14 protein-coding genes are annotated in these 21592 nt (G+C 50.0%); 5 read left to right on the top strand and 9 right to left on the bottom strand.

Annotation, left to right across the window (positions count from 1 at the left end):
- Nucleotide 1 precedes the first annotated feature (1 nt).
- The 9 genes from B5X72_RS16490 to B5X72_RS20840 all read right to left on the bottom strand — a co-directional run bounded on the left by B5X72_RS16490 (nt 2) and on the right by B5X72_RS20840 (nt 14749).
- On the bottom strand, nt 2–1216 hold the full coding sequence (locus B5X72_RS16490) for a DUF2264 domain-containing protein (protein ID WP_079718137.1): 1215 nt from the start codon (nt 1214–1216) through the stop codon (nt 2–4).
- Nucleotides 1217–1327: 111 nt separating this feature from the next.
- On the bottom strand, nt 1328–2596 hold the full coding sequence (locus B5X72_RS16485) for a Gfo/Idh/MocA family protein (RefSeq protein WP_233632686.1): 1269 nt from the start codon (nt 2594–2596) through the stop codon (nt 1328–1330).
- A gap of 247 nt (nt 2597–2843) precedes the next feature.
- Nucleotides 2844–4772, bottom strand: a complete 1929-nt coding sequence (locus tag B5X72_RS16480) for a glycoside hydrolase family 97 protein (RefSeq protein ID WP_079718020.1) — start codon at nt 4770–4772, stop codon at nt 2844–2846.
- A gap of 162 nt (nt 4773–4934) precedes the next feature.
- The gene (locus tag B5X72_RS16475; RefSeq protein ID WP_217698156.1) at nt 4935–5987 is read right to left on the bottom strand and encodes a glycoside hydrolase family 43 protein; all 1053 of its coding nucleotides are present in this window, start codon (nt 5985–5987) and stop codon (nt 4935–4937) included.
- Between the two features lie 73 nt (nt 5988–6060).
- Nucleotides 6061–6951, bottom strand: coding sequence for a glycoside hydrolase family 16 protein (locus tag B5X72_RS16470; protein ID WP_245826962.1), 891 nt, complete (start codon nt 6949–6951; stop codon nt 6061–6063).
- Nucleotides 6952–7307: 356 nt separating this feature from the next.
- On the bottom strand, nt 7308–9206 hold the full coding sequence (locus tag B5X72_RS16465) for a RagB/SusD family nutrient uptake outer membrane protein (RefSeq protein WP_079718018.1): 1899 nt from the start codon (nt 9204–9206) through the stop codon (nt 7308–7310).
- Nucleotides 9207–9219: 13 nt separating this feature from the next.
- On the bottom strand, nt 9220–12498 hold the full coding sequence (locus B5X72_RS16460; RefSeq protein WP_233632689.1) for a SusC/RagA family TonB-linked outer membrane protein: 3279 nt from the start codon (nt 12496–12498) through the stop codon (nt 9220–9222).
- 520 nt (nt 12499–13018) lie between these two features.
- Nucleotides 13019–14587, bottom strand: a complete 1569-nt coding sequence (locus tag B5X72_RS16455; RefSeq protein ID WP_079718017.1) for an alpha-N-arabinofuranosidase — start codon at nt 14585–14587, stop codon at nt 13019–13021.
- A 9-nt stretch (nt 14588–14596) separates the two neighbouring features.
- The gene (locus B5X72_RS20840; protein ID WP_176146251.1) at nt 14597–14749 is read right to left on the bottom strand and encodes a hypothetical protein; all 153 of its coding nucleotides are present in this window, start codon (nt 14747–14749) and stop codon (nt 14597–14599) included.
- Between the two features lie 340 nt (nt 14750–15089).
- On the opposite strand from B5X72_RS20840, the gene B5X72_RS16450 reads away from it, so the two are divergent.
- From B5X72_RS16450 to B5X72_RS16430, 5 genes are all read left to right on the top strand, one after another.
- A complete protein-coding gene (locus B5X72_RS16450; protein ID WP_079718016.1) occupies nt 15090–15788 on the top strand; it encodes an NUDIX hydrolase in 699 nt (232 codons plus the stop codon).
- 96 nt (nt 15789–15884) lie between these two features.
- Entirely contained in the window at nt 15885–17549 is a 1665-nt protein-coding gene (locus tag B5X72_RS16445) for a ribulokinase (protein WP_079718015.1), read from the top strand.
- On the top strand, nt 17550–18257 hold the full coding sequence (gene araD / locus B5X72_RS16440) for an L-ribulose-5-phosphate 4-epimerase AraD (RefSeq protein ID WP_317043120.1): 708 nt from the start codon (nt 17550–17552) through the stop codon (nt 18255–18257).
- Between the two features lie 49 nt (nt 18258–18306).
- Entirely contained in the window at nt 18307–19803 is a 1497-nt protein-coding gene (gene araA / locus B5X72_RS16435) for an L-arabinose isomerase (protein WP_079718014.1), read from the top strand.
- Between the two features lie 23 nt (nt 19804–19826).
- Nucleotides 19827–21581 carry a sodium:solute symporter gene (locus B5X72_RS16430; RefSeq protein ID WP_079718013.1) on the top strand — a complete coding sequence of 585 codons (1755 nt, stop codon included), beginning with the start codon at nt 19827–19829 and terminating at the stop codon, nt 21579–21581.
- Nucleotides 21582–21592: the final 11 nt, after the last annotated feature.

The raw sequence follows: 21592 nt of genomic DNA, 5'->3' as shown, positions 1-21592 counted from the left end.
GTCAATAAATATCTAGTGCATGATCAGCCTTTACATCTTCACCATTCCACACTTTTACGGCCGTCCACGGCTTAGGTTCCCCTTGCCAGAACGTATCAGTTTCGGGCAGGCCCAGGGGCAGAAGGATAGCCGAACAAAGGTACAGGCTGCCCGTCGTAATATAAAAATCGCTAATTGACGGTTGCTGCCCGTATAAACCGATATTAAGCCAGCCCTCCGCATTGAACGTGCCGGGCGCTTCAGTGGTCTTCTCAATGACGGCCGTAAGTGCTCCCCGCACCTGAGCGGGATGGAGCGACTCGGGCAGTTTTCCTCGCAACGCCATATCAGCCAAATGCTGGAACGCCCCGCCACGGTACACGATAGAACGCCCGATGACAGGAAACGTACCATCCGTATTAATCAGACGTTCCTGTATTTCAGCATAACGTCTACTGATGCGTGCAAAATCACGTGACGCATAGTCGTATTTTTTACCTTTCCCTTCCATCACGGAAAGGATGGCGTGCATATAAGGCTGGATGACATAACTGTTGTAATAATCCATCCTGAACTGCATGCCATCTGCATACATCCCATCGCCGGTATACCAGTGCTGGGCAAACGTACGGAGGGCATATTCTATACGCACGGGGTCATACGGAAGGTTGTATTGGCAAAAAAAGGCTTCTATCATCGCCGAGAACAATATCCAATTGCTATAAACCGGTACCACATCGCGTGTCTGCAACAGCGCCTCCACCACCCGCTGGCGATCGGTCTCAGCAAGGTGCTCCCAAATCCAGGGCGCACGGATGAGGCCGAGCGCAAAGAACGACGCGTCCACCAATGGCTGCCCGCCCTTCCATAGCAGGTAATCCTTGGCCTGCGGGTTGACCGCATTGCTCACTGCCTTGAGCAGCCAGGCACGGTATTGGTCTCGCAACTCCACTTCCTTGGCATCCCCGCCTTCCAGCTGTATCCAGGGCGCGATACCGCAAAGCGTACGCCCAAAAGCCTCCAGGTAAGATACATCAGTGCGGTGTGAGGGATTGTCAATGCCAGGAGCGAGCGCTACTGGCATGCGTGCTTTCAGTTGGTCTTCAGCCAGGTGCTGAATCACTGGACGGGCCAGCCTATCGAGATGCGCCAGCCATCGCTCACGGTCTGAAGACTGGCCTTGGAGCGTCAGCGGAATAAACCAGCAAGCCAGCAATGCAATCATGTATGGTCTCATACGGATCAAAAGCATCATATCAGTTATATCATTGGTTTCATCTTCATAACAAGGCCAATAACCGCAAAGCTACCCGATATAGACTGATATAGCAGGGCCAAATCGGTATTCTTAGCGGGGGATTTTATACCCGTTGTGGTATTCAGCCGCCAATAGCTTATTCGCTTCACGGCTGCTAAACTGTCCCTTCTGTGCATCCCAATAGATCTTTTCGCCCGTGCGGTAGGCAATATTGCCCATCTGGGAAAAGATGGCGATATGCGCACCAGCAGTGATAGGTGCATGCAAAGCGTCCAGCTTCCGCGAGCGTACAACGTCAATAAAATTAGCCGTATGCATATCCAATCCATTGTCTTGGCGTTCTTGGAGCGGCACCGCTTCCATCCGGTCTCCTTCAGGAATAACTTCCCAGCCACCCCGGTCTACGACGAGCGTACCGAAATTGCCGATAAATGCCGTACCATGATTGCGTCCATAAGGCCCCCCATCGATGCCGTTAGCGTGTTCCCACTGCACGGTAAAGTCATCAAATTCATAAACCGTGGTTAGCGTATCCGGCGTTTCGGCGGCATCATCCGGATAAGCGAACTTCCCGCCGGTAGCCATGATGGACTTCGGCGTGGTGGCTTTCATACCAATCAGCGCAAAGTCAAGCATATGCACCCCCCAGTCGGTCATCAGGCCGCCCGCATAATCCCAGAACCAGCGAAACTCGAAATGGAAACGGTTGGGGTTGAACGGCCTTTGCTTGGCTGGCCCCAGCCAACGGTCATAATCCACCCCTTGGGGCACCGGGCCATCGGGCTTGACGGGAATGCTTTTCATCCAGCCCTGGTACGCCCATGCCTTCACCAAGCGAATCTTGCCCAATTTTCCGGAGTGCACAAAATCCATGGCGTCCCTGAAGTGCTGCTGACTGCGCTGCCACTGCCCAACCTGCACGACACGGCCATATTTGGCAGCAGCGGCTACCATAGCGTTGCATTCCACGATGGAGTTTCCAAGCGGTTTCTCTACATACACGTCCTTTCCTGCCGCACAGGCGTCGATTAGGTGCAGGCAGTGCCAGTGATCGGGCGTACCGATAATGACGGCGTCGACATTCCCGTCGGCCAACAAATCTTCATGCTTCGCATACAATTTCGGGGTGATACCACGTGCCTTCAATTCTTCGGATCGCTTATTCAGCACGTTGGCATCCACGTCACAAAGCGCCGTACACTGCACGCCAGGCACTTTCAGTATAGAGTTGAGGTTGGACCATCCCATGCCGTTCGCACCAATCAGCCCCACTCGTACTGTTTGCTGCCTGAAGCTCCCGATGGAAAACGTACCCGGGAAAGCGGACGCTGCTCCGGCGGTCGCTGCCAACGTTGTCATTGTGCCCAAAAATTTTCTTCTGCTGGTGTTCATAATTCAACTTGTCAATTGGTGATCTTTGGGGCCAAGATAAGAAAGATCCCGTGAACCGGCAAGGCGACATTTTATTCGGGTGTACGGCGAATTCAGTCGTTTCCAGTTACTGGATTTGACTGGGACGCCCGCTCCGCTCACGCCCCTAGGTCAAAAATCCAACAACCGGAAATATTGTCGATTGCTCCAACTTGAAATTTACCGCATGACGTATTTACTCCAGCACCATCAAAAACCCGCCATTGGGTTTTAGCTCAATTGGTGTAGACGCTATAGGGATTTCCATTTGCCGAAACCCCTCGCCTGCTACATCATCGGTATATAACATGGCTTTCTTCATCCCTTTAAACGCTTGTAAGTCGACAGCGATTTGCTTAAGAGCTGCCTCGCCATTGATTCCTGCAACATACCATCGGCTGCCAGCCTGACGTGCGATGACTACGTCCCGTCCCGGGTAGCCCGAGACAAAACGCACATCATCCCAGGAATCCGGCAATGTCCGCAGCAAATCTTTTACGCTTCTCGGCACCGTCGACATCCCCTCCGGAGATTCGGCATAGTGCTGTATACCCGAAAGGAACAATACGCTCGTTGCCAACTCAAATGCGGGTGTGGTGCGGCGCTGCACGGGGGTGTAAACCTTATTTAGGTTCATCGGCGTGAAATCCATGGGATCGAATGCGTTTCTTGTAAAAGGGAGGATGGTCGAAAGCGTTGCTTGCTTATCAGCGTCCTCCTGTCCGAACGTCACCATTTCAAATCCCCTTACGGCTTCAACCGTCATCAAGTGCGGGTACGTACGCGACCAGCCTCTGGGCAGCGTAGCTCCGTGGAAGTTGACCAATAGGCCATGCTTGGCAGCATCGTTCAATATATCGATATAATACTGGATGACAGAACGACCGTCACCGCCGAAAAAATCAATTTTTACCCCTTTGATACCCATGTCCTTGATGCGACGGAATTCGACAGTACGGCTTTCAGGTGTCAGCAGCTTGTTTTTCGGCGAATACTTCACCGTGTTCCAGTCGCCTGCCGAATTGTACCAGAGCAGCAACCCCACCCCTTTGTCGCCCGCGTAATCGGCCAACTCCTTGATTTTATCGTAGCCGATTTTGCGGTCCCAATTCACATCAACAAGGCAATACTGCCAATTCATGTCTGCCGCGAAATCGATGTATTTGCGCTGTTCATCGTAGGTGATATAGTCGTCTTTCGAATTGATCCAACTCCATGATGATTTACCCGGTTTGACGGCGCTTTTGTCTATGTCGATGGCGCTTTCTGCGACATCGAGCCCCAACGTGGACTCCACGATGGTTGCCAATGAACCGACGGCAATGACCCGCCAGGGCGAATAGAATGGCACATCAGATAGGGGCAGCAGGCCGTTTTCGGATATCACCTCCCGGTCATCCGGGAAGCCTACGCGGTATTCGCCTTCCGGCGATTCAGACCGGAGACGCGTAGCGCAGTACCGGCCATCGAGACCGGCTTCAGTGATGAGCACCCACGTACTGTCTATTTGGAAAAGCGCAGGATACACCCATCCCGCGCCGGTAGGCTCCGGCGTGCCCACGGGTATACCTTGCTCGTAGTGTTCCTCATAAGACGGGTTGGTCTGCTCCCATCCCGATTTGGCAACGGCCACAGGCTGCAGCCAGCCTTTTGCCTGCGGCGGGAAATGGAAGGACGTCCGTTCATCCAGCACCTGTATACCATCGCCCTCCACATACGGGAAATGATAACGAAATGCAACACCATCATCGGAAACCTGAAAAACAACGTCGAATCCCTGCCCCTCGGCATTCCGGAACCGGTAGGTTTTCCTGGTAGCGCGATATCGATTATGCCTACGCTTGGCGTTCACCGTCTCATAGGCTTCGTTCACCTGCTCAACGGGCGATTTGCCGACCAGCTTTAAGTCTTTTGTAAAATCCGCCGTGGTCGTTTTTAAGCCCAATTCTGAGCTATCGAGCAATGTCTTGCCCTGATAAAGAAGCGCATACCGGGCTTGGCCACTGGCATTCAGCCATACACTAACTGTGATACGGCCGTCCGGGCTGGGCAGCGGCTCATCACCAATTTTATTGCTACATGAACCGACAACACAAGCTGTCAGGAAATAAAAAATAATGCGCATAAGCGTGCTTTTTTGAGGATGTCACTTCTATTCTCCAGTGGATTCCGTTTATAGTTGGCTCTGCCTTGTGGCGTAATACAAATATATAAAAGAACGCAATAAACGTCAAACAAACAACTATTTTTTTGGCACCGAAAAGATAACCGGGACAGGCAAACGCTGTCATTGAAACGGGGCGCGTACAACGATTTTATCCCCTGCATCATCCACTTCAAAAAGATGAGGAATACGTATATAACGTCCGTCCTCGCTCACACTGTGGCTATGTACGGCCATAAGAAGTTTACCTTCAAATGTCCGGAACAGCATACCATGTCCGTAGTTTGGTGGTGTGATCGGTTCTTTTTCATGAATCCAAGGACCATCCAACGCGCCACTTTCCGAATACGCCACACCCTGAGTATATACATCAAACACCCAACTTGTCCATAGCATACCCAATTTTCCGGTCTGCGTACGAAACAAAAAAGGCCCGTCGGTGACTTTATTTGGAACGATATTCCCTGCTTCATCATGTTCTTTACTCCAAGGCGAATCACTTGCTCGAAAAAGCAACCTGCCCTCGCCAATCGAACCACTTAAATCAGGCTTTAATTCAATCTTTTCCATGGTGCCATTCCAATTTTGCAACCATTCATGGCAATAAATCATATACGGCTTGCCATCCTGGTCTATCCAAAATGTGCCATCTAACGTCGGCTTGTCGGCTGGTAGATAAATAGAATCTTGCATCGGAACATACGGGCCATCAGGTTTATCACTGACTAAAACGTGGGAAGCTCGGCGCTCAATGACATTGCCTTTGACCGTATCGATCTTTTGACCCCGATTCGTGAATGTGGCAAAGTTGTAATATTTGCCTTTATAGGCATGCAATTCTGCAGCCCAGACCATAGGTTGTGGTCCCATCCACGATGCTGGATCGTGCTGGATGATCGTAAAAGGTCCGGTCCATGTTTTTAAATCCTTGCTTTTCCATAGCTGACCTCCCGTGCCGGTCATATAATACGTAGCCGTGTTGCTATCTGCCAAAATGAACGGGTCACTCAAGCGAATGGAATCCAGCGGCACGTCTGTTTTTACCCGAAGTCCCAGCGCGCGATACTGCGAAAAACCAGGCATAAGGAGCGATGACATCAGTGCCGCAATTAAAAATGTTATTTTCATAAGCCACATCACTTCATGTTGAATTTGCAAAATGCGAAGCATTTTCATGGCTACCAAATATACCGACTATCTTTAGCATTTACGGCTTTCATCGGGCAGCCGAATACGATATGTGATCCAGTTAATCGGCCGTATTTTGCTGATAAACCCTTACGTAGTCAATTTCGTATTTCGCGGGCAATAGGCTGTCATCGATTTCGCCTCCATTCATGCCCCCCAAAGCAAAGTTCAACAAGATATAATGGGGTTGCTTGAATGGGTTGAAACCCGTGCCGTCCTTGTTCACCAATTTTTCCAACGGCACGCGGTTCATCAATAAGTCATCTACATACAGGGCGATTTCGGTCTCATCCCAATCCATTCTCCAGATATGGAACCGGCTTGCCCATTCCGCACCGCCGAGAGAGTCCACATTTTTTGTTTCACTATACCACTCGGCGTTCCACCGTTCTTGCGTGCCGCAAGCGATGTTTGCCAAAATCATTCCCCGGTAATACTCCATAATGTCTATCTCGCCGTTGGATGGCCACTCCCCTGCTACGCCCAAGGTCCAAAAGGCTGGCCATAACCCGCCACCTATCGGAATGCGGGCCTTCATTTCAAACCGCCCATATTGCCAGCTTTGCTTGCCCCGCGTATTAATGGAGGCCGCAGTATATTCTATAATAGGCCGCGAGCGCCCCCAGTGTTCACTGCCCGACTCATACGTCGGATTTGGCTTGCTTTCTTTGCGTGCTTCAATAATGAGCAAACCGTCTTTGCAATAGGCATTGTCTTCCTGATACCACTGGTCTTCCTGATTTCGCACAAAGCCCTTTTCGAAACGCCAGTTGGCCGTATCCACAGGACCATCCACATTGAACTCGTCAGACCAGACGAGCCGGTAACCGTCGGCTAGCTCGCCTTGCTCATTACTAGGTGGCTGTTGGATACCCGTACAAGACCATAAGAGCGTTGCAGCGGCAGGAAACGCAATTTTAGCTACCCACATATGTGTTAACTTAAGCATCATTTATTCTTTTAATAGCCAATCGCCCCGCTTCCCCCCGTAGTAGGCCACTCTGGATTCTGGTAAATCACCGAATTTTCTAGCGACTGGTTTCCCCCTTAGTTGTCGAACCGACACTTATTGTGTTTTTTAGCAATAAGGCCATCAAAATAATTGTCCATGACTTCATTCTCAAACGGGTTTAGCTTATAATATGATATACAAACTTAGCTAAATTCCTTTTATGTGCAATATAATTTGCAGGACAGATCAAAAAGGCATTATTCAGGCCTCCACCGTTTGGCAGTAGGGTCAGGAAAGGAAAAGAGGTGCCCAATGTGTTGGACACCCCTTTCAGTTGGCAGGTTTTCGGAAGAGGCCTAATAGCCCGGATTCTGTACCAATTGATTATTACGGTTCATCTCATCGCGGTGGATGGCAATGAAATACATCTTATCCAGCCACTGCCGGTTTTCGATACCCGGGTCGACCGTGCCCACGGTGTAGGTATAATCATAATTTTCCGGATCGTACCGATATAGCGACACGTTGCTTCCGGCTTTCAACCTTCCGAGTATGCGGATAATGCCTACCTTCCTTCCCAACGTTTCGGCTGCAATCATCCAGCGGCGTGCATCGTGAAACCGATGCTCTTCGTAAGCCAGTTCAATGCGCCGCTCATTACGGTAGGTATCCCGCAGTGCATCCCCAGACGCTGTAATGGCCGGCATCCCTGCGCGGAAGCGAATGCGGTTAAGCCATGTCCTCGCTTCGGCTTCGTCGCCCAGTTCAATGCTGGCCTCCACATAATTCAGCACAACCTCCGTAAAACGCAATACCGGCCATGGGATGAATTGACGGGTATTTTGGTCAACCACTGCCGGATCGGGGTCGATAAACTTACGCATATAGTAACCGGTATGGGTGCCGTTCCAGTCTTCCACGCTGCTGTTGCGGGTATCCAAGCCGTAGTGAATCACAGTGTTCCCCCCTTGCCTCACCTCATACTGTCCGGTTTGGATCTGGTTTGCTGGATCCCGGCCCGCCACATCGGCTGTACGCGGTTTCCAGTCTGCCCCGTCATAAAGGATGGTAGCGTAGAAACGCGGATCCCGGTTGATATAGGGTGCAGCCGCGTGCGCCGGATTCCCCCAATCGAACGGCCTGCCGTCAGCCATACCATAATCATCGACCAGCTGTTGGGTTGGTGTATTCCCCGCCCAATTGTGATACCCGTTAGGACCGTTATTCCTGCCCACGTAATTTCCGCCCTCATCTTTAAGATCGATAAAGAACCTGCCCAATATGAGATCTGCTTTGCCATCGGCGGGTACCGCATTACTGCCGCCAGCCATAGCCATGGAAAGGTAGTTGGCCGTACCCTCCTCAGGTGTGACCGGCTCGGTCAGGCCCATCAAATATCCCGGGCCGAAAGCATCCATAACAGCCTTTGCGGCAGCTTGGGCACGCCGCCATCGTTCCATACGGTTGCCGCTGGTATAACCCAGGTATTCAGGATTTGAATAGTTGGCGATGATTTCCGAATTGGCAGACGCCGTCGGAATATCGTGCAGATCACTCGCTGCCTTGGTCAGCACACGGGCCTTCAAAGCCAAGGCGGCAGCTACCGACGCCCGGCCATCAACCACAGGTGCATCGGCCAGCAATTCGGCAGCCCTATCGCAATCAGCAACGATAAATTCCACATTTTCTTCAAATGTATTCCGTGCAATGGTGTAATCGTCATGTCCCAGCCCATACACGCTGTCGACCAACGGAACCGCTCCATAGTATCGAAGCAATTCGGAATAGAAGAACGCGCGGAGGAAATGGGCCTCGCCCGTCAACCGCGTCGCTATGTTTGAAGAATTGTCAAACTGCGGGTCTGCCAGTTGCTGTATAGCGATATTGGTTGCCCGGACACGCCTGTACAGGTTGCCCCAATTGTGGGTACCCGCACTGATCTGGCTGTTCCAGCCGAGATCAGCATCGTTTGAACGGGCCTCCGTAATGGTGTTAATTCCTCGACCCGGATGGGTAAACATCGCCTCGTCTGATAACGAAGCTAACATTTCCTCATCGAACCCACCTTGGCCGAAGCCGTTATAGATCTCTGTGACGAAAGCTTCTGCCAATCCGGCATCTTGCCATGTATCTTCATCAGACACTTCACCCAACGGCCTTGTGCTTACAAAATTATCGTTGCAAGCCACCGTACAGCTCATGATGACGACCAACAGACACTGTACAAACGCATGATATTTTTTAATTCGTTTCATCTTCTTCTTTGGTTTAAAAGGTAACAGCAATGCCGGTATTCAACAACCGCGCTTGTGGATAATAATGCCCCAATTGATTAGTGGATTCCGGATCCAATACACCGACTGAGCTCCAGGTCAACAGGTTAAACCCGCTCAAGTAGATCCGCAGATTACTGATTCCTGCAGATTCCATCCATTGTGCCGGAAACGTATAGCCCAGCTCCAGGTTTTTTAACCGGATGTAGTCTGTGCTCCGCAGCCAATAGGTGTTGCCGGAAGAGTAATATTGGTCGCTGCGGTCTGTGATACGAGGGTGTTCACTGCTGGGCGCATCCACCCGCCAGCGGTTTTCGTAAAAATCAAGCAGGTAGTTTCCGATGGCACCAGACTCGTCTGTCCCTACGCGCAGTTCGGCACCTGCCGCTCCTTGGAAGAGCACCGTTAAATCGAACCCTTTGTATTGCATACCTATATTCAACCCGCCCTGAAACGTTGGTATGGTGTTCCTATCACGCCTTACGCGGTCGTCAGGTGTGATGGCTCCGTCTCCGTCATAATCGACAAACTTCATATCGCCCGGCCGCAAGGAGTTTGTGACAGCACTGTAATCAATGGTGTTGGCAGCAATGTCTGCCTCATCACGGAATACGCCATCATAGATATAATACAGCTGCGAGTTGATGGTTCTTCCGGTAGACAACTGCCATTCAGGCGCACCGGGAGCTTCGTCCCAGAAAAGGATTTTGTTCTTGGCAAATCCACCGTTCAGACTGACATTTAAATTCAATTCGCCGATTTGGTTGGTATAGCCCACGCTTAAATCCCACCCGCCATTCTCTACGATGCCGATATTCTCGGCTGGCAGGGTCATCCCGGTCGTTTGAGGAATAGAAGCATTCCTCCGCCACAGGATGCTCTCCCTTCTGTTCCTAAACCACTCGACCGTGAAGTTGAATTTGCCATCCATCAGCTGCCCGTCTAACCCTACGTTATAGTTGTTGGCCACCTCCCAGGTTACAAACAAGTTAGGGACGCGGCTTTCATACAGCGTCTTCACCAGGTTATTGCCGATGACATAAGTACCAAAACCATAGGTAGAGAAGTATTGGTATTCCTGCAGGGTCTGTGTGCCGTCGTTGTCATGATCGAAGTAAATCTGGTCATTACCCATCTGTCCGTACGAACCCCGCAGCTTGAGGTAATTGACAACGGGCACATTGTCCTTCCAAAAGTTCTCTTCGGAAATCATCCAGCCCGCCATGACGCCTGGAAAAAAGCCGTACCTACTGCTTTCTGGAAACATATAAGAACCATCGTATCGCCATAGGAATTCGGCGATGTACTTGCTTTTGTAGTTGTATCCTACACGGCCGAAGTAATTGAGCCGAGCTTGCTCCCAAGCGCCGCCGTCATTGTCTTTTTCCGCTTCTCCACCGGCAAACAGGTAGTCGATACTGTTGGAGATAAAGTAGCGGCGGAACGCTTCGAAGTTGTCGTTCCGAACGGTCTCCCGGTTTACACCGGCGAGCAGGTTCAACGTGTGGTCACCGAAGGTGCGGTCATAAGACAGCACACCCCCCAGCAAGACATTCATCTGGTCTTCGTCTCCCTGGGTCAGGCGTGGATCGGCGGGGCCACGCTGCCCCCGTACCAGCAGCGGGGTGACACCGTCATCTTCGTAATCGCCCTGCCACGTATACAGAAACCAAGGAACCTCCCAACGCTTGGTTTTCTGCTGGTACTTATCAATAGATGCGGTACCGGTGAATTTCAACCCTTCCACCCATGGCAAGGTGATATTTACTTCCCCATTTGTCTGGAAATAATATCTCCTATCGCGGTCGTAGCCGGTTTGGTTGGTCGTGATCACCACCGGATTCTCTCCGTACTCGATATCCGGTCCCGGCAAACCGTTTGGCCAGTACGCCGGTTCGGTGGGAATACCGCGCATCAGCATCCGAAAAATCGTCCCTGCCGACTTGGTGGGAAACTCGCGGTCCTCCTGACGGCCCAATATGCCGATTTTTGTGGTGACATACTTATTGATATTGGCATCCAAGTTTACCCGTATATCGTATTGCGAATAACCCGTCGCAGAATTCCGGTAGTATGCATCCTGATTTTGGTAGCCGATGGACGTTAAGTACTTAATATCTTCGGTACCGCCATTGATTTGCAGATTGTGTTGCGACTGGGGCGACCAATTTTTCAAGGTAGCATCAAACCAGTTGGTATTGGGGTGTCCCCACGGGTCTGTCCCGCTGGCAAACAACTGGATGTCTTCCGGCGAAAATGGTGCCGTGAGCACGGAGCCGTCTGCCCGGGTGTAGGTCCCAGTCGCATCCAACGCAGCCTGTGCAGCCGACCATTCCGCCACGGGCAATTTGAAAACTTCCAATTCGTTGCGCATTTCCGCATACTGCACGGCATTTGCCAGCTTAGGAATGACCGTTGGCTGAGAGAACGCCTGATTGAACGTATAGGAAAGCGATGGCTTACCGGTTTGGCCACGTTTTGTCGTGATGAGGATAACCCCATTGGCCGCACGGGCACCATAAATGGCCGCGGATGCGTCCTTCAGTACCGATATGTTGTCGATGTCTGCCGGGTTCAGCCGTTCGAACCCGCCTGCCCGAGCCGGGATACCATCGATGACAATCAGCGGGCCGCTGTTGCCCAACGTGTTCGTGCCCCGTATCCGTATGGCAGCACCGTCATATCCGGGCTCTGCGCTCCCCTGGGTGGCCACCACACCTGGCAGGCGCCCCGCCAACGCGTTGGAGACGTTTACCGTAGGCGATTTCATCAATTCAGAGCTCTTTACCGAAGCCACAGAACCGGTAATCGTCTCCCGCCGCTGTGTACCGTAGCCAACGACAACCACTTCTTCCAGGTTAGACATGGAAGCGTCTACCTCCAATTGGACATCTATCCGTTCGCGGTCAGCGGTAATGGTCTGGGAAACATAGCCAACAAATGAAAAGACCAGCGAACTTCCTTTGGTTACTTCCAAACTGTAGTTTCCCTCATCATTTGTCGCTGTACCCGTTGTGCTTCCGGCCACAGCAACTGATACTCCGCCAATAGGCCCACCCTGCGCATCCGTCACTTTTCCTTGAACGGTCAGCGTACCTTCCTGTGCAAACAATGGATTTCCGGAAATCGACATAGCTATCCATAAAGCCGTGAGTAGCAAAAAAGATAACATGCGGCAGCCATCAATCCGCTTTCCTTGGATTCGGAACAATACGGCTGCACCTATCCAAGAATCCACCCGAATAGGAACACGCTCAACTAACTTTTTCATCATAATTGTGTGTTTTAATAAGTTAATAATTAAAGGGTTATTGATAAATATTTATGTATTACGGATAAGCGATAGCAACGTCTTTCCTACGGAAAAAACAAAACACAAAAAACAATAGGCCTGTTTAAGACTCATAAATTGGTTTCGTGAAAGGCAAATCATAAACGTTCCCTGGCGACAAAAGCCGTGCAAAAAGGTAGCTGCAACTTTTATCGTTAAATAAACACTTATATGTCTTTGTTGTTTTTCGCTTAAGCAGCCAATTATCGTCTAACTTGGTAGAATAACTCTAAAACTATCAAATATTAAATACAATTCAATAAAAAAGACTGTTAAAAGCTCCCCAGGGACAGCCAGCACACCTCCACTTCATGGGATTTTGATAAAAAAAGCAGAGCGACCTTTTTCGCCGCTCTGCTCAAATAAGTCACTACGGAGTCCTTCCTTTATTTTACCCGATACCGCAGAAACCTTCTTTGCTCAGCCCTCAATCTTCCGACACCGCTTTTTGGCTTCAACGCATTCATGATCCGTGTAATGTGAGTACAACAACTGTGAACGGTGCTAACCGCACGTCCAACATTTTGTCCTTCAGCTGAGCATCATTGAACACGGCGGGCTGAATCCGATCCGGGTGCTCGAAGGTATTATGGTCTTTCAGGTCGCCGGACGTCAGTACCCGCCCTTCCACCTTGCCATACGTCTTGTCCAGGTTTACCGTAACCCGCTGTTCTTCGGTTGGATGGATATTGACCAGCGAAATGTGGGTATTACCCAAGCTATCCAACGAAGCCGACACCGACACTGCCGGTACCTCCTCATCGCCAAACTTGTAAGCCCCGGTTTGTACTTCCACCGGTATCAGCCTTGCATCTTGATGTACTTTGTACATTTCCATCACATGGTAAGTCGGCGTCAACAACATCTTTTCGCCTTCGGTGAGGATAACAGCCTGAAGTACATTGATGGTTTGAGCAAGATTGGCCATGCGTACGCGCGCTGCATGGTTATTGAAAATATTGAGTGTAATGCCTGCTATCATCGCATCGCGCATGGTGTTTTGTTGAAACAAAAATCCCGGATTGGTGCCAGGCTCCACGTCATACCAGCCACCCCATTCATCAACCACCAAGGCGACGTTCTTGTCAGGGTCATACTTATCCATGATAGCACTATGTTTGCGCACCAGTTCTTCCATATGCCAAGCCGACTTCATCGTCCGGAAATACTGTTCCTCAGAAAAAGTAGTCGACGGCCCTTTGTTACTCCAGTCGATTACAGCGTAGTGGTGCAACGCGACCCCTTCCAAAAGGTGGTGGGGGATATTCTTCATGAGTGTCTCCGTCCAATTATAGTCTCCACTATTCGCTCCTGACGCGATTCGGAAGATCCCCCCCGAATTGTTCCAGTCGGCCATGAACGTCGCGTACCGCCGGTATACATCGGCATAATAGTTTGGCGTCATGTTACCGCCGCATCCCCATGCTTCGTTACCAACCCCCCAATACTTGACATCCCAAGGTTCGTCACGTCCATTTTCACGACGTAGGTCAGCCATCGGACTTCTGCCGCCATGGTTCACATACTGTACCCAGTCTGCCAGTTCTTGCACTTCGCCGGTCGCTACATTACCAGCAAGGTAAGGTTCGGCGCCCAACAGTTCGCACATGTCCAGAAAATCGTGCGTACCAAAGCTATTGTCTTCGGTCACTCCACCCCACCACGTGTTGACGATCGCTGGGCGCGACTCCTTGGGGCCAATCCCGTCCTTCCAATGATAGGTATCGGCAAAACAGCCTCCGGGCCATCGAAGGTTGGGAATATTTAACTTACGAAGTGCTTCTACCACATCATTCCGAACTCCGGCTGTATGCTGTACAGTGGTATTGTTCTCCCCGACATAGAAGCCGTCATATATGCACCGGCCAAGGTGTTCAGCAAAATGGCCGTAAATATGCCTGCTGATGGTGATGTCAGACGGTTGGTTTGAAAATGTGACGATAGGCTGCTGTGAAAACCCAACCTCGGCCGTCAGACATGTTGCGCCGCACGCCAAAATGCTCACCAGCTGTTTCCTTAAATGAAGTGTCATGGTTCTACGTTAAATTTTGAAATGGTACAATGTAAAGCGCTTGCCCGACTGCCCGAGCCGCGGCATCGCTGACGCATCCGGAATAACAAGGATGTGAGCACCTTCGGCAATGACAATACAAGCGTGGAAGAGAATGCTAAGAAGTAAATAGATAACCAGCATCGTCCTATCAATTTAGTTATAATTGGGCCGCTTTCGGATCAACACGAATCGGTATCACTAAATTCGGACAATTTTAATTAAACGTCAAGAAAACAATTAAAAAAAGTCGCGCATGATTTTTAGACACCGCACAACCTATTCATTTACAGATTTTTAAAATCACATCGAAAGTCTTGATTTTACGCACACAAATCAAGACATGATAAAATAATGTCATTTCCGGACAACATATCACTATAAATTCCGACAATATTTGATGTTAAAAAGCTAATTTATGTCAAACAATCCCATTTGAATCCACTATTATTGCATTAACTTCGAATGGTGAAAACCAAGAATTATGACAAGATACATAAAACAGAGCCGCATCCTTGTTGCGGTAGACTGCATCATTTTCGGATTTGATGGATATGAACTTAAATTGTTATTGATAAAGAGAGGGTTTGAACCGGAAAAAAACAAATGGAGCTTAATGGGTGGTTTTGTCCAATCGGATGAAAAACCCGAAGATGCGGCTTCCCGCGTTTTAAAGCAGCTCACGGGGCTGGAAAATGTCTACATGGAGCAGCTCTTAGTTTTCGGCAAACCAAATCGGGATCCTATCGAACGTACGGTCAGTATCACATACTTTGCGCTTATTGATATCAAAAAGTATGAAAAACAACTTAGTGATGATTATCGTGCAGAATGGTTTCCCTTAAACCGGGTGCCTAAGCTCATCTTCGACCACGACGAGATGGTGCAAAATGCAAAGAATAAATTGCGTTATAAAGCAGCATTACATCCTATCCTCTTTGAGTTGCTCCCCGAAAAATTTACCATTCCGCAAATCATGACGTTATATGAACAAGTATATGACGTGGAGTTGGATAAACGCAATTTTACACGGAAGCTACGTTCTACCGGATTGCTCATTAAACAATTAGACAAAGATAAAGAAAACTCAAAAAAAGGAGCTTTTTACTATAAATTGGATAAGGCGACGTATAAGGAAAAATTTACAAAATTCCTGAATTTCGTATCAAATCCTGAATATTAGCCAAACAGACACGCGCAATAAATAAAATTTTATTTCGTTTTGCTTTTAATTGTCATTGATTAAATGTTAATTTGACACGACTAACCAGTTAGCTTTATGGATATCAGTTATGTTATAGGCGTAGATTTTGGAACAGATTCTGTACGTTCTGTATTGGTAAGTACTGCTGATGGCACGGAAATAGCGACATCCGTTTTTGAATATCCGCGTTGGAAAGCGGGTTTGTATTGCAATCCGGCGCAAAATCAATTTAGACAACACCCGCTCGATTACATCGAAGGGCTGGAATACACGATTCGCTCATGCGTGACTCAAGCGGGCAATACCATCGCCAAAAATGTTGTTGGTATTTCGGTAGATACGACCGGTTCTACACCTGTTGCTGTTGACCAGCAAGGGATGCCCCTATCCTTGCGCCCAGAATTTGCCGACAATCCAAACGCCATGTTTGTGCTTTGGAAAGACCACACGTCCGTGAAGGAAGCAGCAGAGATTAATACACATGCCGGGCGATTTGAAACAAACTACCTGCAATATGTAGGTGGTATTTATTCTTCTGAGTGGTTCTGGGCCAAACTTCTCCATATTTTCCGGCAGGATGAACAGGTACGTCAGGCCACCCACTCGTGGGTGGAACATTGTGATTGGATCCCTTTCTTGCTATGCGGCGGGAACCACGTTACTCAAATCAAGCGCGGCGTTTGCTCTGCCGGGCATAAATCATTATGGGCCGCTGAATTTGGCGGATTTCCGCCGAACGATTTTTTTGCTTCGCTGGATCCACTGTTGGACGGGTTTACGGGCAAACTACCTGCCGAAACCTTCACAGCAGCCCAAGGGGCTGGAACCTTAAGTGCATCCTGGGCTGAAAAATTAGGCCTTGCCACCAACGTAGTAGTGGGCATAGGTGCCTTCGACTGCCATATGGGTGCCGTAGGCGGACAGATCGAACCTTACTACCTCAGCAAAATTATCGGTACTTCCACGTGTGATATTTTGGTGGCCCCCAAATCCGAAATGGCGGGAAAATTGGTGCAAGGTATCTGTGGTCAAGTTGATGGTTCTGTCATCCCCGGTATGATTGGGCTTGAAGCTGGCCAGTCTGCTTTCGGTGATGCCTACGCCTGGTTCAAAAACCTATTGATATGGCCCTTGAAAGCACTAATGGGAGGCTTTGATCAAAAGGTTTCGACTGACGTTGCAGAGCGGCTGGAAAAACAAATCTTGGTCGAGCTCAGCAAACAGGCTGCGCTGCTCACGCCGTCAACCGACAGTGAATTAGCGATCGACTGGCTCAACGGCAGGCGTACGCCAGATGCCAACCAGCTATTGAAGGGAGCCATAATGGGCATCGATTTGGCGTCTGATGCACCCCGCCTATTCCGAGCGCTTGTGGAGGCTACGGCTTTCGGCGCGAAAAAGATTGTAGACCGGTTTATCGAACAAGGCATTCCTGTGAAAGGGTTGATTGCGCTGGGAGGAATACCCCGTAAGTCGCCGTTCGTCATGCAGCTGATGGCCGATGTCATCGGCATGCCCATCAAAGTGCATCGCTCAGAACAAACGTGTGCCATAGGCGCTGCGATGTTCGCTGCGACTGCCGCTGGTGTATTCAGCTGTGTAGAAGAGGCCATGCAGCAAATGGGCCAGGGATTCGACATGGAATATCACCCGAACCTCCAGCATACGGCAATATATGCCAAGCGGTATACGCAATATAGCAGCTTTGGTGACTTCATCGAAACGCAAATAACCATTTAAATGACCATGACAAACAACTACGAAGAAATCAGGCAGGCCGCATACAAGCACAATATGCAGCTGCCGCAGTTGGGCCTTGTCTTGTTTACCTTTGGCAATGTCAGCGTAGCCGACCATGCAGCCGGCGTGTTTGCGATTAAACCCAGCGGCGTAGCGTATAACGACCTCACACCTGACAAAATGGTTATCGTCGATTTTGAAGGGGTTACTGTCGAAGGTGATTTACGTCCGTCTTCGGACACGAAAACCCATGCGGTCCTGTATAAACACTGGCCAAAAATCGGTGCCATTGTGCATACACATTCGACGTATGCCACGGCATGGGCACAAAGCCTGCGCGGCATCCCCATATATGGCACTACGCATGCCGACCACTTGACAATGGACATCCCCTGCGCGCCGCCCATGGCCGACGAAATGATCGCGGGCAACTATGAGTATGAAACGGGATTCCAGATTCTCAACCATTTCGAAGAACATCAGCTCAACTACGAGGAAGTGGAAATGATTCTTGTCGGAAGCCATGCCCCGTTTACATGGGGGAAAACAGCAGAAAAGGCGGTGTACAATAGCGCTGTACTGGAATATGTTGCCAAAATGGCCACGCTCACCGAGCAGATCAATCCGGATGCACCACGATTGAAAGACGCGCTCATTAAAAAACATTTTGAACGTAAGCACGGGCCTGATTCGTACTACGGACAATAGTCAAGCCGAAGCCGAAAGCCACATAGCAAGACACGAATTAACGAAATATATGATCAATCTTAAAAATTTAGAAGTATGGTTTCTCACAGGAAGCCAACACCTTTATGGGGAGGAAACACTAAGGCAGGCTGCTGCACATGCCGAGGAGATTGCCAATTACCTCGACCAGGCCGGCCAAATTCCGGTGAAGGTACGCTTCAGGCCTATCGTCAAAACATCAGCGGAAATTTACGATACCATTGCTGACGCCAACCACTCGCCAAATTGCATCGGCATCATCACATGGATGCACACATTCTCTCCTGCCAAAATGTGGATACGGGGATTGAACATTCTCAATAAACCGTTGTTGCATCTCCACACCCAATACAACAGGGATATTCCGTGGAACAGTATTGACATGGACTTCATGAACCTCAACCAAAGTGCGCACGGCGATCGGGAATTTGGCCATATCGTTTCAAAAATGCGAATCAATCGTAAGGTGGTTACCGGCCATTGGAAAGACGATGAGCTGATTGACCAAATCAATGTATGGGCCCGCGCTGCTGCGGCGTGGCACGATTGGCAAGGTGCGCAATTTGCTCGTTTCGGTGACAACATGCGATATGTAGCGGTCACCGACGGCGACAAAGTAAGTGCAGAAACCCAATTTGGGTTTTCAGTCAACACGTATGCCGTAGGTGATTTAGTAAAAATCGTCAACCAAATCACTGAAAGCCAAATCGACGCGCTGATTGAAGAATACGAGCACACGTATTCCTTAGCCCCCAACGTGCAGGCAGGAGGCGATAAACGTCAAAATCTGCGTGACGCAGCTCAGATCGAACTCGGCCTGCGGCAATTTCTCACGGATGGCGGTTTTAAGGGGTTTTCCAATACGTTTGAAGACTTACATGGCTTGAAACAACTTCCCGGCATCGCGACGCAACGGCTCATGCAGGCGGGCTTTGGCTACGCCGGAGAAGGGGATTGGAAGACCGCGGCGCTGGTGCGCGCTGCAAAAGCTATGGCCTCCGGCTTACCGGGGGGCAATGCCTTCATGGAAGACTATACGTATCATCTCGATCCTTCAAACACGTTGGTGCTCGGTGCACATATGCTGGAAGTGGATCCCGCCTTGGCCAAGGGTAAGCCTTCGTTGGAGGTCCATCCCCTGGGGATTGGCGGTAAAGATGACCCGGCACGGCTTGTGTTTGATGCGGCCGGCGGCCCAGCCCTTAATGCCAGCCTTGTCGATATGGGCGACCGTTTTAGACTGGTGGTCAATGAAGTCGAGGCCCAAGAACCACAAAACCAGCTGCCTAAACTACCGGTAGCGCGCGTGTTGTGGAGGCCTTTGCCTGACATGAAAACCGGATGTAGCGCATGGATATACGCCGGCGGAGCACACCATACCGTTTATAGCCAAAACCTGACCATTGACCACTTCCGGGACTTTGCAAACATAGCCAACATCGAGCTGCTCCATATCGGAAAAAACACCCATCTGGCAGACTTTCAAAAAGAAATTCGATGGAATGAAGGCTATTACAACACCCATTGATTAACCTCAAATTATAACCCGTTATGCAACTCCTTGAGACACTAGATTGGATAATCGTCGGCATCTATTTCCTGCTGATTGCAGGCATCGCCGCCTGGACAATGCGAAAGAAAAAAGATTCAGCGCAGGAGTATTTTTTAGCCGGCAAAAGCCTGGGCTGGTTTGTCATCGGCGCATCGATCTTCGCATCAAACATCGGATCTGAACACCTCGTAGGCCTCGCCGGGTCAGGTGCAACAGATGGCGTCGCCATGGCTCATTATGAGCTCCACGCGTGGTGTTTGCTTGTCCTCGCGTGGGTGCTGGTGCCATTTTACATGCGTTCAAAGGTATTTACAATGCCTGAGTTTCTGGAAAAGCGTTTTTCGCCTACTGCGCGGACCGTGCTTTCCGCCATTTCGCTTGTGGCCTATGTGCTGACAAAGCTCGCCGTAGGCGTATACGCCGGAGGGATGGTGTTTATGGTGCTGCTTCCCGAAATCGGCTTCATGGGCCTCGACAGCTTTTGGGTGGGCTCCGTGCTTATCATCGTCCTCACTGGCCTATATACAGCAATCGGGGGCATGAAGGCCGTAGCGTATACTGAAGCATTCCAAACGGTTGTTCTCATCTTTGGTTCGGCTTTGGTGACCATCCTTGGCCTACAGGCTATGGGAGGATGGGATAACCTCCGCGCCGCGGTAGACGACGAAATGTTCAACCTATGGAAGCCATTGGTACCCGAAGGCGTGGAAGGTACCTGGAGCCCGGTCAAGGAAACAGGCCGCATGGCGTGGTATTTCAACGATAATTATCCATGGGTGGGTATGCTATTCTGTGCGCCTATTATCGGCTTGTGGTATTGGACGACCGACCAATATATTGTACAGCGCGTACTGGGAGCCCCCAACGAAACGGAAGCCCGTAGAGGTTCCATCGCCGCTGCGTTCTTTAAACTTTTCCCCGTGTTTATCTTTATTATCCCTGGCATTATCTGCTACGCGCTGGCCTCAAGCGGAAAGATTCCGGCCTTGACCCAGCAACTGATCGGACCCGATGGCGAAATTATCCGTGATAATGCGCAGCAGGCGTTTCCACTGATGGTCGCCAATATCCTTCCCGCTGGGATACGAGGTCTCGTCGTCGCCGGATTATTGGCTGCATTGATGAGCTCGCTTGCCGGAGCGTTCAACGCCTCCTCTACCTTGTTTACGATAGATTTTTATTCCAAACTCCGCCCAAATGTGCCGCAGGAAAAACTGGTATGGGTTGGCCGTGTCGCCACAGTGGTTATGATTGTCATCGGTCTGCTATGGATACCCGTAATACGGGGCGGCAAAGGCTTATACGATTACCTACAGGGGGTGCAATCTTATCTCGCACCGCCCATTGCGGTGGTTTTCTTTGCAGGTATTTTCCACAAACGGCTCAACGCCAAAGGATGCCTGGCCGCACTTTATACGGGCTTCTTATTGGGTTTGCTGCGGCTGGCGATTGATACGCCCGTTAAACTGTCCAGTGGATTCACTTATCCGGAAGGCTCGTTCCTATGGATTATAAACAACATGTTCTTCCAGTATTACAGCCTTATCATTTTCCTTATCAGCTTGATGGTGATGTTTGTAGTGAGCTACGCTACGACTGCGCCTGCATATGAAAAAATAGCCGGACTGACGTTCGGCACCATCACGGATGAGCACCGAAAAGAAAGCCGCGCGAGCTGGAACAAATGGGATGTAATTTTTTCACTGGGGATCATCGTACTTATTCTGGCCGCATATGGCTATTTCAGCGGATAGCCGCCGCTGAC

The organism is Parapedobacter luteus, assembly GCF_900168055.1.
Lineage (GTDB): Bacteria > Bacteroidota > Bacteroidia > Sphingobacteriales > Sphingobacteriaceae > Parapedobacter > Parapedobacter luteus.
Note: the sequence above shows the minus strand (reverse complement) of the source record. Positions and strands in the feature narration are given on the sequence as shown.

What these genes read in the sequence shown, in the direction of transcription:
- B5X72_RS16490 (WP_079718137.1), bottom strand. Translation starts at nt 1,216, where the DNA reads ATGAGACCATACATGATTGCATTGCTGGCTTGCTGGTTTATTCCGCTG.
- B5X72_RS16485 (WP_233632686.1), bottom strand. Translation starts at nt 2,596, where the DNA reads ATGACAACGTTGGCAGCGACCGCCGGAGCAGCGTCCGCTTTCCCGGGT.
- B5X72_RS16480 (WP_079718020.1), bottom strand. Translation starts at nt 4,772, where the DNA reads ATGCGCATTATTTTTTATTTCCTGACAGCTTGTGTTGTCGGTTCATGT.
- B5X72_RS16475 (WP_217698156.1), bottom strand. Translation starts at nt 5,987, where the DNA reads ATGAAAATGCTTCGCATTTTGCAAATTCAACATGAAGTGATGTGGCTT.
- B5X72_RS16470 (WP_245826962.1), bottom strand. Translation starts at nt 6,951, where the DNA reads ATGATGCTTAAGTTAACACATATGTGGGTAGCTAAAATTGCGTTTCCT.
- B5X72_RS16465 (WP_079718018.1), bottom strand. Translation starts at nt 9,206, where the DNA reads ATGAAACGAATTAAAAAATATCATGCGTTTGTACAGTGTCTGTTGGTC.
- B5X72_RS16460 (WP_233632689.1), bottom strand. Translation starts at nt 12,498, where the DNA reads ATGATGAAAAAGTTAGTTGAGCGTGTTCCTATTCGGGTGGATTCTTGG.
- B5X72_RS16455 (WP_079718017.1), bottom strand. Translation starts at nt 14,587, where the DNA reads ATGACACTTCATTTAAGGAAACAGCTGGTGAGCATTTTGGCGTGCGGC.
- B5X72_RS20840 (WP_176146251.1), bottom strand. Translation starts at nt 14,749, where the DNA reads ATGCTGGTTATCTATTTACTTCTTAGCATTCTCTTCCACGCTTGTATT.
- B5X72_RS16450 (WP_079718016.1), top strand. Translation starts at nt 15,090, where the DNA reads ATGACAAGATACATAAAACAGAGCCGCATCCTTGTTGCGGTAGACTGC.
- B5X72_RS16445 (WP_079718015.1), top strand. Translation starts at nt 15,885, where the DNA reads ATGGATATCAGTTATGTTATAGGCGTAGATTTTGGAACAGATTCTGTA.
- araD (WP_317043120.1), top strand. Translation starts at nt 17,550, where the DNA reads ATGACCATGACAAACAACTACGAAGAAATCAGGCAGGCCGCATACAAG.
- araA (WP_079718014.1), top strand. Translation starts at nt 18,307, where the DNA reads ATGATCAATCTTAAAAATTTAGAAGTATGGTTTCTCACAGGAAGCCAA.
- B5X72_RS16430 (WP_079718013.1), top strand. Translation starts at nt 19,827, where the DNA reads ATGCAACTCCTTGAGACACTAGATTGGATAATCGTCGGCATCTATTTC.